The organism is Paenibacillus sp. S-38 (genome assembly GCF_049942825.1).
GTDB lineage: Bacteria > Bacillota > Bacilli > Paenibacillales > NBRC-103111 > Paenibacillus_G.
Genome location: NZ_CP187970.1, coordinates 7,756,560 through 7,770,000, shown reverse-complemented (window position 1 = coordinate 7,770,000; position 13,441 = coordinate 7,756,560). Strand labels below are relative to the sequence as shown.

Below are 13,441 nucleotides of genomic sequence, written 5' to 3'. Positions count from 1 at the left end.
GAGGTGGGGGTAGCGGAGAAATTCCAATCGAACTCGGAGATAGCTGGTTCTCCCCGAAATAGCTTTAGGGCTAGCCTCGGGTTAGCGTTGCGGAGGTAAAGCACTGATTGGGTGCGGGGCCCGCCAAGGGTTACCAAGTCCAGTCAAACTCTGAATGCCGCAAACGTGATGCCCGGGAGTCAGACAGTGAGTGCTAAGATCCATTGTCAAGAGGGAAACAGCCCAGATCATCAGCTAAGGTCCCCAAGTGTGTGTTAAGTGGGAAAGGATGTGGAGTTGCACAGACAACCAGGATGTTGGCTTAGAAGCAGCCACCATTGAAAGAGTGCGTAATAGCTCACTGGTCGAGTGACTCTGCGCCGAAAATGTAACGGGGCTAAACACACCACCGAAGCTATGACTAGATATCTATGATATCCTGGGGTAGGGGAGCGTTGTATGCGGGTTGAAGGTTGATCGTGAGGACAGCTGGACTGCATACAAGTGAGAATGCCGGTATGAGTAACGAAAAGATCAGTGAGAATCTGATCCGCCGAAAGCCTAAGGGTTCCTGAGGAAGGCTCGTCCGCTCAGGGTAAGTCGGGACCTAAGGCGAGGCCGAAAGGCGTAGTCGAAGGACAACAGGTTGAAATTCCTGTACCACCGTGAACCGTTATGAGCGATGGGGTGACGCAGAAGGATAGTGACGCGAGCTGATGGATGCTCGTCCAAGCAGTGAGGCTGATGTGCAGGCAAATCCGCACATCGATAAGGCTGAGCTGTGATGGGGAGGGAAACTTAAGTACCGAAGGTCATGAGTTCAGGCTGCCAAGAAAAGCCTCTAGCCAGGGAGAAGGTGCCCGTACCGCAAACCGACACAGGTAGGCGAGCAGAGCATGCTAAGGCGCGCGGAAGAACTCTCGTTAAGGAACTCGGCAAAATGACCCCGTAACTTCGGGAGAAGGGGTGCCTCGGTAGGGTGAATAGCCCGAGGGGGCCGCAGTGAAAAGGCCCAAGCGACTGTTTAGCAAAAACACAGGTCTGTGCGAAGCCGCAAGGCGAAGTATACGGGCTGACGCCTGCCCGGTGCTGGAAGGTTAAGGGGAGCGGTTAGGGGTAACCCGAAGCTGTGAACCGAAGCCCCAGTAAACGGCGGCCGTAACTATAACGGTCCTAAGGTAGCGAAATTCCTTGTCAGGTAAATTCTGACCCGCACGAATGGCGTAACGACTTGGGCGCTGTCTCGACGAGAGATCCGGTGAAATTTTAATACCTGTGAAGATGCAGGTTACCCGCGACAAGACGGAAAGACCCCATGGAGCTTTACTGCAGCTTGATATTGGACTTTGGTACGATCTGTACAGGATAGGTGGGAGCCTGAGAAGCCTGAGCGCCAGCTTGGGTGGAGGCGCCGTTGGGATACCACCCTGATCGTATCGGAGTTCTAACCTGGTACCGTGATCCGGTGCGGGGACAGTGTCAGGTGGGCAGTTTGACTGGGGCGGTCGCCTCCTAAAGCGTAACGGAGGCGCCCCAAGGTTCCCTCAGAATGGTTGGAAATCATTCGAAGAGTGCAAAGGCATAAGGGAGCTTGACTGCGAGACAAACAGGTCGAGCAGGGACGAAAGTCGGGCTTAGTGATCCGGTGGTACCGAATGGAAGGGCCATCGCTCAACGGATAAAAGCTACCCTGGGGATAACAGGCTTATCTCCCCCAAGAGTCCACATCGACGGGGAGGTTTGGCACCTCGATGTCGGCTCATCGCATCCTGGGGCTGAAGTAGGTCCCAAGGGTTGGGCTGTTCGCCCATTAAAGCGGTACGCGAGCTGGGTTCAGAACGTCGTGAGACAGTTCGGTCCCTATCTGTCGCGGGCGCAGGAAATTTGAGAGGAGCTGTCCTTAGTACGAGAGGACCGGGATGGACGTACCGCTGGTGTACCAGTTGTTCCGCCAGGAGCACGGCTGGATAGCCAAGTACGGAAGGGATAAGCGCTGAAAGCATCTAAGCGTGAAGCCCCCCTCAAGATGAGATTTCCCAGTATGTAAGACCCCTTGTAGACGACGAGGTTGATAGGTTCGGGGTGGAAGCGCGGCAACGTGTGGAGCTGACGAATACTAATCGGTCGAGGGCTTATCCAACAGCTTCCGCAAGGAAGCGGCAGCAATACTAAGGTTTAGATCTTTAGCTAGCGAGTGAGGATATATCATTTTGGTAGTGACCTTTGTGCGAAGCACAACGGAACGCAAAATGATATACCCGAATGTATATCCAGTTTTCAAGGTACAAGCCTTGAACAACCGTTTGGTGATGATGGCGGAAGGGAACCACGCGTACCCATCCCGAACACGAACGTTAAGCCTTCCAGCGTCGATGGTACTTGGACCGCAGGGTCCTGGGAGAGTAGAACGTCGCCAAGCCAATGAAAAGCCCCTTTGGACAATGTGTCCAGAGGGGCTTTTTTGGGTTAATAAAAAAGAAGTGCCCAGGTTCCGACCGTCGACCTGCCGCTAAGATGTTTTCCCGGCGTGTTCTGTTTTGCCTCGGGATTGGGAATAATACTAATCAGAAACCATGATAAGTGAACGGTACAGCTGTGCAGACCTGTTGCATTCTTGAGAATATCTGCTATAATGTATTCAAAGTCAAAGAAAGTCAAAGTCAATGAATCAAGCAGTTAGTGAATCGCAATGAAGTATAACGTTGTGCTTATGCGGTGGCTGAACAAGACCAACATCATTATTGTCCTAGGACACGCAGGCGTTTTTCTTCGTATACTTTGCCTTTGGAGGTTGAATGGATGCGCAATGTTTCAGAAATGATAGAACAGTATCTGAAGCAGGTATTGCAGCAGAGCCCCGATGGCGTGATCGAGATTCAGCGCAACGATCTGGCGGATCAGTTTCAATGTGTACCTTCCCAGATTAACTATGTGATTAGTACCCGATTTACCCTTGAGAAGGGGTATGTGGTGGAGAGCAAGCGCGGGGGAGGCGGTTACATTCGCATCCAGAGAATTGAGCTTCACTCCCATGGGGCCGTACTGGATCACATCTTCCAAACGATTTCCACTCACATGGATCAAACAGCATCTGAAGGCCTGCTGTATCAGCTCAAAGAAGGCGGTTTTATCACTGCCCGTGAAGCCGGCCTCATGAAGGCTGCGGTGGCCCGGGAGGTATTAGGGCTCAAGCTTCCGCTTAGGGATGAACTCCGTGCCCGGCTGCTGAAGGCCATGCTGATTGCATTATTGAGCAAATAATCCATTGAACCAACGATGTACTGCTGCTTATGGCAGAAAGGGAGGGAACCGGATGCTTTGTCAGGAATGCGGCAAAAAGCAGGCTACCCTGCATTTTACGAAAATCCTGAATGGTGAAAAAACGGAATTTCACATCTGTGAAACCTGTGCAAGGGAAAAAGGAGAACTGATCCCGGGCACGCCTAACGGCTTCTCGATTCACAATTTGCTCAGCGGGCTTCTCGATTTCGAGCCATCGGCCCAAAGTGCGGTTGCAAACAAAGCCCAGCCCAGCCGGTGCGAGCACTGCGGTCTAACTTACGGACAATTCAGTAAGGTAGGTCGCTTCGGCTGCAGCGAATGCTACAAGTACTTTGGTGACAAACTCGACCCCTTGTTCAAACGGGTACATGGGAACACGGTCCATACCGGCAAGGTTCCGAAACGTTCGGGTGGGTTAATTAAATATAAACGTGAGATCGATCAGCTGAAGAAAGACATGCTGGTTCGCATAGAGAATGAAGAGTTTGAGCAGGCGGCACAGATCCGGGACCAGATCCGGGAGCTGGAGAAGAAGGTTGCCGAAGGGTAACCGGCTCACACCGTAAGGAGGAATGCATATGACGGAAGCAAGCCGTTTCACCCAGCACGCACTGAGTGAATGGATGAAGGGGGAAGGGCCTGATTCGGATATCGTCATCTCCAGCCGGATCCGCCTAGCCCGGAATATCCGGGGTTACCCATTCCCCATGCTCGCCACGAACGGGCAGTCTCTGGAGGTTGCCGAGATGGCTGCCAAGGTGCTGGAGAGCGAAGAACTGGGAACCATCTCCCGCTTCACGCTGCTCCCGCTTGCAGATCTGGATGAGCTGCAGCGCCGCGTATTGGTGGAGAAGCATCTCATCTCGCCGGCTTTAGCCAACGAATCCCGCAATGGAGCGGTGATTCTAAGTGACAACGAGTCCATCTCGATCATGGTGAATGAAGAGGACCACCTTCGAATACAATGCTTGTGCCCCGGCTTTCAGATCAAGGAAGCCTGGGATCTGGCAGGTCAGATTGACGATGTGTTCGAAACCCAGCTGGAATATGCCTTCGACGAGAAGCGCGGATATATGACAAGCTGTCCGACGAATGTGGGCACCGGCATACGGGCCTCAGTTATGATTCACCTGCCGGCCTTGGTGTTGACGCAGCAGATCAACCGGATTTTATCTGCGATCACGCAGGTGGGCCTGGCCGTAAGGGGCTTGTATGGCGAAGGCAGCGAGGCGCTCGGCAACTTATTTCAGATTTCCAATCAGATTACCCTCGGGCAATCCGAAGAAGAAATCATCGATAATTTGTACAGTGTAGTCCGCCAGATCATTGAGCATGAAAGAGCAGCAAGACAGAGGCTGGCACACGAGACCCGTCCCAAGATTCTGGACCGGGTGAGCCGCTCTTACGGAGTGCTTTCCTATGCGGCCATTATGGATTCCAAGGAGGCGGCTCAGAGACTATCCGACGTAAGGCTCGGGATTGACCTCGGATTTATCAAAAATGTGTCGCCTCATGTGCTTAATGAGCTGCTTGTGATGACGCAGCCCGGTTTTTTACAGCAGACAGCAGGAGAAAAGCTAACGCCTGAAGAAAGAGACATAAGAAGGGCTCAGCTCATCCGGGAAAAAATCTCGGCAGCCGGCTGATGGCTCTACCCGCAAGGGGATCCATAAGCAGTGGGAACGTCATTTTGTTATACCAACCCTGGAGGTGTTATACATGATGTTTGGCAGATTTACGGAACGCGCACAGAAAGTGCTCTCTTTGGCTCAAGAAGAAGCGGTACGCTTGGGACATAACAATATCGGCACAGAGCATATTCTGCTCGGCCTGATTCGCGAAGGCGAAGGGATTGCAGCGAAGGCGCTGATTGCCCTGGGTCTTGGACTTGAGAAAATCCAGGACGAAGTGGAATCCCTGATCGGCAGAGGTCAAGAACAGCCCTCCAACATTGCTTACACCCCTCGGGCGAAGAAAGTCATTGAGCTGTCGATGGACGAAGCGCGCAAGCTGGGACACACCTATGTGGGTACGGAGCATATTCTGCTCGGCCTGATCCGCGAAGGGGAGGGTGTTGCTGCACGCGTGCTTGGGAACCTGGGCGTAAGCCTCAACAAGGCTCGCCAGCAGGTGCTTCAGCTGCTTGGCAGCAGCGAGGTAGTCTCGCCGAATCATGGTAACCCGGCCAATGTGAATACGCCGACGCTGGATGGCCTGGCCCGTGACCTGACGGCTTACGCCAAGGAAGGCAACCTAGATCCGGTCATCGGCCGGAGCAAGGAAATTGAGCGCGTCATTCAGGTACTCAGCCGCCGTACGAAGAACAACCCGGTCCTGATCGGGGAACCTGGTGTAGGTAAAACGGCGATTGCCGAAGGATTGGCCCAAAAAATCGTCGCCAACGAAATCCCGGAAACGCTTCGTGACAAGCGCGTCATGACGCTGGATATGGGGTCGGTGGTAGCCGGTACGAAGTACCGCGGCGAATTCGAGGACCGTCTCAAAAAGATCATGGACGAGATTCGTCAAGCCGGCAACATCGTGCTCTTCATCGATGAGCTTCACACGCTGATCGGTGCAGGAGGTGCGGAAGGCGCGATCGATGCCTCCAACATCCTGAAGCCTGCACTGGCCCGCGGCGAGCTGCAGTGCATCGGGGCCACGACGCTGGACGAATATCGCAAATATATCGAGAAAGACGCAGCCCTGGAGCGCCGCTTCCAGCCGATTACGGTGGATCAGCCGTCGCCGGATGAAGCGATTCAGATCCTGCACGGTCTGCGTGACCGCTACGAAGCGCATCACCGGGTGAAGATCACCGATGAAGCCATCGAACAGGCCGTGAAGCTGTCGGACCGCTACATTACGGACCGCTTCCTTCCGGATAAGGCGATTGACTTGATCGACGAAGCGAGCTCTAAGGTAAGGCTCCGCTCCTACACGGTACCGCCGGATCTGAAGAAACTCGAAAGCCGGCTGGAGGATATCCGCAAGGAGAAGGATGCTGCGGTACAGAGCCAAGAGTTCGAGAAAGCCGCTTCTCTGCGTGATACCGAACAGAAGCTGCGTGAAGAACTCGATTCCACGAAGAATGAGTGGAAGGAAAAGCAGGGCCGCACGGACTCCGAAGTGACACCGGATGACATTGCCCAGGTAGTGGCTAGCTGGACGGGGATTCCGGTCGTAAAGCTGGCGGAGGAAGAGACCCAGCGTCTGCTCCAGATGGAGTCGATCCTGCATGACCGGGTCATCGGCCAGGATGAAGCCGTTAAGGCTGTATCCCGTGCCATCCGCCGGGCGAGAGCAGGCCTTAAGGATCCGAAGCGTCCGATGGGCTCCTTCATCTTCCTTGGCCCTACAGGGGTAGGTAAAACCGAGCTTGCCCGTGCGCTTGCCGAATCGCTGTTCGGTGATGAAAACTCCGTGATCCGGATCGATATGTCCGAGTACATGGAGAAGCATTCCACGTCCCGTCTGGTAGGCGCGCCTCCAGGATATGTCGGGTATGAAGAGGGCGGCCAGCTCACCGAGAAGGTACGCCGCAAGCCATACTCGGTCGTGCTTCTCGATGAGATCGAGAAAGCTCACCCGGAAGTATTCAACATTCTTCTGCAGGTGCTTGAAGACGGCCGTCTGACCGACTCCAAGGGACGTACGGTAGACTTCCGCAACACCCTGATCATCATGACATCCAATGTGGGTGCCGATGTCATCAAGAAGAATTCGACCCTCGGGTTCACAGCGACGATCGATGCGGGCAAAGAATACGGCAACATGAAGGATAAGGTCATGGGCGAGCTCAAGAAGAGCTTCCGTCCGGAGTTCCTGAACCGGATCGACGAGATCATCGTGTTCCACTCCCTCGACGAAGCGCACATCGGCCAGATTGTTTCCCTCATGGCGGAAGAGCTCCGCAAGCGCCTGAAAGAGCAGGAAGTGGACTTTGTTCTGACGGATGCGGCCAAGGCCTTCCTCGCCAAAGAAGGCTACGATCCGACCTTCGGTGCAAGACCGCTTCGCCGGGCGATTCAGAAGCATATCGAAGACCGCCTGTCCGAAGAGCTGCTTCGCGGCAACATCAACAAAGGTGACACGCTCACGATTGACGAGAAGGATGGAGACCTCGTGGTCGAGCGTACCCAAGGGGTAACTTCGCAGGCATAAGGACTTGCCCGATCTTGTAGGCTGACAATATACAGAGAAGAAGCTTCTGCAGACCGGTTTGCGGCTGCAGGGCTTCTTTTTTTGCGTACGGGCCCGGGAAGGGTTTTCAAGGCAAGGGAAACCATGGTAAACTTTGTAATGGAACTGAAAGGCAGTGATAACAGCATGGCTAAGACCAAAACCAAGTTTTTCTGTTCGGAGTGCGGATATGAATCGCCCAAGTGGCTGGGCAAATGTCCCGGCTGCCAGGCATGGAATTCGTTTGTGGAAGAAATCGAGACGGTATCGAAGAGCCGTGGCTTCCATGGGGGAGCTTCGGAGAAGAAAGAAAAAGCCGTATCGATCATAAACATAGAAAGCAGCGAAGAAGCCCGGATCATTACCGAGAACCGGGAGCTTAACCGTGTGCTCGGAGGCGGTATCGTTCCGGGTTCCCTGATCCTCGTCGGGGGCGACCCGGGTATCGGCAAATCCACCCTTCTGCTTCAGACTTCTTACGAGCTGACCAAGCAGGAGTGCAAGGTGCTCTACATTTCCGGCGAGGAATCGGTGCGCCAGACCAAGCTGCGGGCCGACCGGCTGCAGGCGATTTCCCCGCTGCTGTTTGTTCTCTCGGAGACCAACGCCCAGTTTATCGAGGCGGCGATCGTTGAGATCCGTCCGGACTTCGTCGTCATCGACTCCATTCAAACGGTATATCATCCTGCCGTGGAGTCGGCACCGGGAAGCGTGTCTCAGGTGCGGGAATGTACGGGACACTTTATGCGGATCGCCAAGGGTAAAGGTATAGCTACGGTACTCGTTGGCCATGTTACCAAAGAAGGGGCGATTGCAGGTCCGCGGATGCTCGAGCATATGGTGGATTGTGTTCTGTACTTTGAGGGAGAGCGTCATCATTCGTACCGTCTGCTTCGCGCAGTGAAGAACCGCTTCGGTTCGACCAATGAGATCGGCATCTTCGAGATGCAGGAGACCGGTCTTGTGGAAGTCAGCAACCCTTCCGAGCTCTTCTTATCGGAGCGTCCGCTCGGCGTATCGGGTTCGACGGTCGTTGCCTCCATGGAAGGCACGAGGCCCGTCCTTGTGGAGCTGCAGGCACTGGTCTCTCAGACCAATTTCCCCTCCCCGCGGCGGATGGCTACAGGCTACGATCATAACCGGCTTGCTTTAATCATTGCTGTGCTGGAGAAGCGAATGGGCATGTTCCTGCAGAATCAGGATGCCTACTTGAATATCGCCGGCGGGGTAAAGCTGGATGAGCCTGCCGTTGATCTCGCGGTAGCGGTGAGCATCGCTTCCAGCTTCCGTGACCAGCCGACCCAGCCGTTTGATGTGATCATCGGCGAGATCGGGCTGACGGGTGAAGTCCGCGGCGTCTCCCGAGTGGACCAGCGGGTGCGTGAGGCCCAGAAGCTCGGATTCAAGCGGATGATCCTCCCGCAGAAAAGCCTCAAGGGATGGACACCCCCCGCGGGGATCGAGATTATTGGCGTGAACACCGTGGCCGAAGCGCTTTCGGTCGCTTTAGTATAGGAGGGACACCCTTGAGCAACAAGGAAGAAGCCAAACGGGACGTAATGAGCCAGCTCCTGCAGCTTGTTGCGCCGGGAACCCCTTTCCGAGACGGACTGGAGAACGTACTGCGGGCGAAGACGGGGGGGCTTATTGTCGTGGGCTGCGGCCCTGAAGTCATGGAGATAGTCGACGGCGGCTTTTCCATCAACTGCGAGTTTTCTCCAAACTACTTGTATGAATTGGCGAAGATGGATGGGGCGATCATACTCAGTGAGGATCTGAAGCGGATTCTTTTTGCCAATACGCAGCTCATCCCGGACTCCTCCATTCCCTCCATCGAGACGGGCATCCGCCACAGAACCGCGGAGCGGGTGGCGAGGCAGACGCAGAAGCTGGTTGTGTCCATTTCCCAGAGGCGCAATGTGATTACCCTGTACCAAGGGACCCTGAGGTATGCCTTGAAGGATATCGGCGTCATCCTGACGAAGGCGAATCAGGCCATCCAAACGCTCGAGAAATACAAGTCAGTACAGGATCAGGGGATGACCAACTTGGCTGCCTCGGAGTTTGAAGAGCTGGTTACTCTGCACGATGTAACCGGGGTGATCCAGCGGGTGGAGATGGTACTGCGTATTAAGGCTGAGATCAAAAGGTATATTAATGAGCTTGGGAATGAAGGCCGCCTCATCTCCATGCAGCTGGAAGAATTAGTGGGAAATACGGAACTTGAAGCGTATTTGCTCGTAAAAGATTATATAAAGGATCCAAGTGAAGAGAAGATCCGTGAAGTGCTCACTGTGTTGAAGCGGCTGGCTTCCGAAGAAATGCTGGATCACTCCCACATCGCGAAGGCACTGGGTTACCCGAATGCTTCAAGCAGCGCTGAGGAGAGCGTGTCTCCAAGAGGATACCGGGTGCTGAACAAGATTCCGCGGCTGCCGGCAGTCATTATTCACAATTTGATTGAACGATTCAAAACGCTCCCACATCTCATGATGGCCACTATTGAAGAACTGGATGAAGTCGACGGTATAGGTGAGGTTCGCGCGAGAGCAATCAAAGAAGGTCTCAAGCGAATTCAAGATCAGGTGCTCATTGACAGACATATCTAAAGTGCATACAATCAGAGGGTAGCCTAATATAATGCTGAGTATTAGGGTACAGTATAACCAGAGGTGGAGCCAACTAATGATAACAAAATCCCTGCCGAACGTATTTACCGTTGGGAATCTGTTCTTAGGAATTATCGCAATTATTATGGTGTTTAATAATAAACCGGAGCTGGCGGCCATCATGGTCATCGTAGCCATGCTTCTGGACGGTTTGGACGGACGAGTAGCCCGTGCTCTCAACGCGCAGAGCGAATTCGGCAAAGAACTCGATTCCCTCTCCGACGTCATCTCGTTTGGTGTAGCTCCCGCTTTTATCATGTACGTCGTCGCTTTTACCGAAATGAATGCTGCAGCAGCCTGGATCGTGACCGCAATCTTCCCGATTTGCGGCGCCCTCCGTCTTGCTCGGTTTAACGTGGTTGCCGGTACGCCGGGCTATTTTATCGGACTGCCGATTCCGGCAGCAGGCGGTGTGCTCTGTACGCTGGCCTTGTTCCATAAAGAACTGAATACGATCGTGCTTGTGCTTTCGACCCTGCTGCTTTCCTACCTGATGGTGAGCACGGTGAAATACCCGAACTTCAAGAAAGTCGGGATTCCGAAAGCGGCGATCTGGATTACGCCGATCGTGGTCATCATTGCCGTTGTGCTGGCAGTCATGTTCCCGGGGACGCTGTCCAAGATGATCTTTGTACCGCTGCTCCTCTACGCACTGTACGGCCTAAAAAAAAACGTTGATCGACTCTTCTTCATAGGCCGCCGGAAAAGAAAGACAGAAGAAGCGGAGTCGAAAACCACAACCGTATAATACTGCCAGTTGAAGCGTCATTTCCTATGAGAGGAAATGGCGTTTTTTTTATTTTTCAGCGAGGCGGTTAGGATTAAGCAGGAAGGTTTTGGTTCATAATTGTAATGAAAGCAAAAAAAAGAACATGGAATTGATGGAGGTGAAGTCTATGATGAAAAAAGGGTTCCAACTTCTGTTTGCAGTTATCGGCGGTGCGCTGGGTGTTCAATGCAGTGATATGATCGGGAGGCCGCTTTTTGACGTCATAGCATCCGTAACGGGTTTGGAGATTAGCGGGGAAAAAGGGTGGATGTTCCTGATCGGAGCGATTCTATTCTGGTCGGTCAGCGGATCGCTCTACCGCGGTCTGCTTCAAGCCCTGCAGCAGAGTGAAGAACGTATCACAAATGTTCCGGTTATCGATCTTGTGGCCGGTTCGGCAGGCATGGTTATCGGACTCGTCGTTTCTTCCGTACTGCTCTATCCATTGGAGAGGACGGGGGCGCTGAATCCGCTGCTCCTGATGCTCTGCGTTGCTGCCCTGACTTTTGCCGGTTTTCGCCTCGGCCGTGTGAAGAAAGAAGAGCTTCTCGCCTTCCTGGAGAATAAGCGCAGGGACCGGAGCAGAGGCAGTCAGGGAGAGGCCAAAGGATTCGAGGAGCACAAGATCCTGGATACCAGTGTAATTATTGACGGCCGGATTGCAGATATTTGCAAAACGGGATTTATCGAAGGGACGCTGGTGATTCCCGAATTCGTCTTGGAGGAGCTGCAGCACATTGCCGATTCCTCGGACCTGCTGAAGCGCAACCGGGGACGGCGGGGACTCGATATTCTGAACAAGATTCAGAAGGAGCTTGATGTGAAGGTTTTGATCTACGAGGGAGACTTCGATGAGATCTCCGAGGTGGACAGCAAGCTGGTCCGTCTGGCGAAGGTGCTGCAGGGCAAGGTCATCACCAATGATTTTAACCTAAACAAAGTATGTGAGCTTCAAGGGGTATCGGTGCTGAACATCAACGACTTGGCGAATGCGGTTAAGCCGGTGGTGCTGCCGGGTGAGGAGATTCTCGTGCAGGTCATTAAAGACGGCAAGGAGCACGGGCAGGGGGTAGCTTACCTGGATGACGGTACGATGATTGTTGTAGAAGGCGGCCGGGATTTCATCGGTACGACGCTCGATGTGCTGGTGACCAGTGTCCTGCAGACCTCCGCGGGACGCATGATCTTCGCCAAGCCGAAGCTATTGGAAAAAGCGCTCTGATCCGGTATGATAGAAGGGATGCGCTTAGGACGCTGCGCTTGGCACTCGCCGGCCGTAACGCCTGAGGCTTAGAACAATGGCAGGTGGACAAGATGGCGGACAAGCTGGGAATCATTATCGTGGCCGCAGGCCGCGGATCACGGATGGGCACGAAGGAGAGCAAGCAGTATCTGCTGCTGGACGGCAAGCCCATCATCGTACATACGCTTGAGCGGTTCGAGAAGATGAGCGCTGTAGAAGAGATCGTCCTTGTTACCGGCAGGGAAGATGTCCAGCGCTGCCGTGATTATGCGAATCAGTACGGACTGACCAAATGTAAACACATTATATCCGGGGGGAAGGAAAGGCAGGACTCCGTATATCAAGGGCTGCTGGCCTTGGACCGGTCCACGGAATGGGTCATGGTACATGACGGGGTAAGACCCTTTGCTCATCCGGACCATGTTCTTGCCTGCCTTCAGCGTGTCCAAGAGATGGGCGCCGCCGTACTGGCGGTTCCGGTCAAGGACACGATCAAGGTCGTCAGCCCGAATGGGACCATTAAGTCTACCCCCGACAGAAGCAGCTTGTGGGCGATCCAGACCCCGCAGGCTTTTCGTTTTGCCCTGCTGCTGGATGCCCATGAGAAGGCCCGGCAGGAAGGATTCACGGGAACGGATGATGCCATGCTGGTCGAGTGGCTGGGTCATCCTGTCGATGTGGTTCCTTCGGATTATTACAATATCAAAATTACGACGCCGGAGGATCTGCCTTGGGCGGAGTGGATTCTGCGTCATGCCAGAGGAGAGGTGTCAGAATGATACGTGTAGGACAAGGATTCGATGTGCATCAGCTGGTGGAGGGGCGCCCCTGCATTATCGGCGGGGTAGAGATTCCTTATGAGAAAGGGCTTCTGGGCCACTCCGATGCGGATGTGCTGCTGCATGCGCTGAGTGACGCCATCCTGGGAGCATTGGGGCTTGGGGATATCGGCAAGCATTTTCCGGACACCGATGCCGCCTTCAAGGATGCGGACAGCTATGTACTGCTCGAGCAGGTATGGAGTCATGCAAAGTCGATGGGCTACCGGCTGGGGAATGCGGACTGCACGATCATTGCCCAGCGTCCGAAGATGGCCCCATATATCCCGGCGATGGTTGAACGGATCGCGGCCGGACTCGGTGCCGAGGCCTCGCAGGTGAACGTGAAAGCAACGACGACCGAGCAGCTCGGCTTCACCGGCAGGGGAGAGGGAATCGCAGCGCAGGCTGTTGTTTGCTTAATTCGAGATGTGCTATGATAACAAATAAACTTTTGGTCAGGAACAACCTTCCTTAGGCAGCAAGAGACGCTGGGGAA

Annotated in this window: 10 protein-coding genes and 2 rRNA genes (1 of these 12 running past the window's edge); all 12 read left to right on the top strand. The window is 54.1% G+C overall.

The features are described 5' to 3' along the window. Nucleotides 1-2,119 (top strand): 23S ribosomal RNA (locus ACP26L_RS33975) (it extends 803 nt beyond the left edge of the window). 162 nt (nt 2,120-2,281) lie between these two features. Further along, a 5S ribosomal RNA gene (rrf, locus tag ACP26L_RS33970) occupies nt 2,282-2,398 on the top strand. Between the two features lie 380 nt (nt 2,399-2,778). Continuing rightward, nucleotides 2,779-3,240: a CtsR family transcriptional regulator gene (locus tag ACP26L_RS33965; RefSeq protein ID WP_426449970.1), complete on the top strand. Its 462-nt coding sequence runs from the start codon at nt 2,779-2,781 to the stop codon at nt 3,238-3,240. Between the two features lie 52 nt (nt 3,241-3,292). Beyond that, on the top strand, nt 3,293-3,811 hold the full coding sequence (locus ACP26L_RS33960) for a UvrB/UvrC motif-containing protein (protein WP_426455205.1): 519 nt from the start codon (nt 3,293-3,295) through the stop codon (nt 3,809-3,811). A 28-nt stretch (nt 3,812-3,839) separates the two neighbouring features. Further along, entirely contained in the window at nt 3,840-4,907 is a 1,068-nt protein-coding gene (locus ACP26L_RS33955) for a protein arginine kinase (protein WP_426449969.1), read from the top strand. Nucleotides 4,908-4,980: 73 nt separating this feature from the next. Then, entirely contained in the window at nt 4,981-7,425 is a 2,445-nt protein-coding gene (gene clpC / locus ACP26L_RS33950; RefSeq protein WP_426449967.1) for an ATP-dependent protease ATP-binding subunit ClpC, read from the top strand. 165 nt (nt 7,426-7,590) lie between these two features. After that, on the top strand, nt 7,591-8,958 hold the full coding sequence (gene radA / locus ACP26L_RS33945; RefSeq protein ID WP_426449966.1) for a DNA repair protein RadA: 1,368 nt from the start codon (nt 7,591-7,593) through the stop codon (nt 8,956-8,958). Nucleotides 8,959-8,969: 11 nt separating this feature from the next. Then, the gene (disA, locus tag ACP26L_RS33940) at nt 8,970-10,052 is read left to right on the top strand and encodes a DNA integrity scanning diadenylate cyclase DisA (protein WP_426449965.1); all 1,083 of its coding nucleotides are present in this window, start codon (nt 8,970-8,972) and stop codon (nt 10,050-10,052) included. A gap of 76 nt (nt 10,053-10,128) precedes the next feature. Continuing rightward, a complete protein-coding gene (pssA, locus tag ACP26L_RS33935; protein ID WP_426449964.1) occupies nt 10,129-10,860 on the top strand; it encodes a CDP-diacylglycerol--serine O-phosphatidyltransferase in 732 nt (243 codons plus the stop codon). Between the two features lie 148 nt (nt 10,861-11,008). Further along, nucleotides 11,009-12,103, top strand: a complete 1,095-nt coding sequence (locus tag ACP26L_RS33930) for a PIN/TRAM domain-containing protein (RefSeq protein WP_426449963.1) — start codon at nt 11,009-11,011, stop codon at nt 12,101-12,103. A gap of 92 nt (nt 12,104-12,195) precedes the next feature. Next, the gene (gene ispD / locus ACP26L_RS33925) at nt 12,196-12,903 is read left to right on the top strand and encodes a 2-C-methyl-D-erythritol 4-phosphate cytidylyltransferase (RefSeq protein ID WP_426449962.1); all 708 of its coding nucleotides are present in this window, start codon (nt 12,196-12,198) and stop codon (nt 12,901-12,903) included. Beyond that, entirely contained in the window at nt 12,900-13,382 is a 483-nt protein-coding gene (gene ispF / locus ACP26L_RS33920; protein WP_426449961.1) for a 2-C-methyl-D-erythritol 2,4-cyclodiphosphate synthase, read from the top strand. Before ispD ends, ispF begins: the two co-directional genes overlap by 4 nt. Nucleotides 13,383-13,441: the final 59 nt, after the last annotated feature.

Excerpts from the sequence above, each read along its gene's own strand:
- ACP26L_RS33965 (WP_426449970.1), top strand. The coding sequence starts at position 2,779 with ATGCGCAATGTTTCAGAAATGATAGAACAGTATCTGAAGCAGGTATTG.
- ACP26L_RS33960 (WP_426455205.1), top strand. The coding sequence starts at position 3,293 with ATGCTTTGTCAGGAATGCGGCAAAAAGCAGGCTACCCTGCATTTTACG.
- pssA (WP_426449964.1), top strand. The coding sequence starts at position 10,129 with ATGATAACAAAATCCCTGCCGAACGTATTTACCGTTGGGAATCTGTTC.
- ispF (WP_426449961.1), top strand. The coding sequence starts at position 12,900 with ATGATACGTGTAGGACAAGGATTCGATGTGCATCAGCTGGTGGAGGGG.
- ACP26L_RS33955 (WP_426449969.1), top strand. The coding sequence starts at position 3,840 with ATGACGGAAGCAAGCCGTTTCACCCAGCACGCACTGAGTGAATGGATG.
- ispD (WP_426449962.1), top strand. The coding sequence starts at position 12,196 with ATGGCGGACAAGCTGGGAATCATTATCGTGGCCGCAGGCCGCGGATCA.
- ACP26L_RS33930 (WP_426449963.1), top strand. The coding sequence starts at position 11,009 with ATGATGAAAAAAGGGTTCCAACTTCTGTTTGCAGTTATCGGCGGTGCG.
- clpC (WP_426449967.1), top strand. The coding sequence starts at position 4,981 with ATGATGTTTGGCAGATTTACGGAACGCGCACAGAAAGTGCTCTCTTTG.
- radA (WP_426449966.1), top strand. The coding sequence starts at position 7,591 with ATGGCTAAGACCAAAACCAAGTTTTTCTGTTCGGAGTGCGGATATGAA.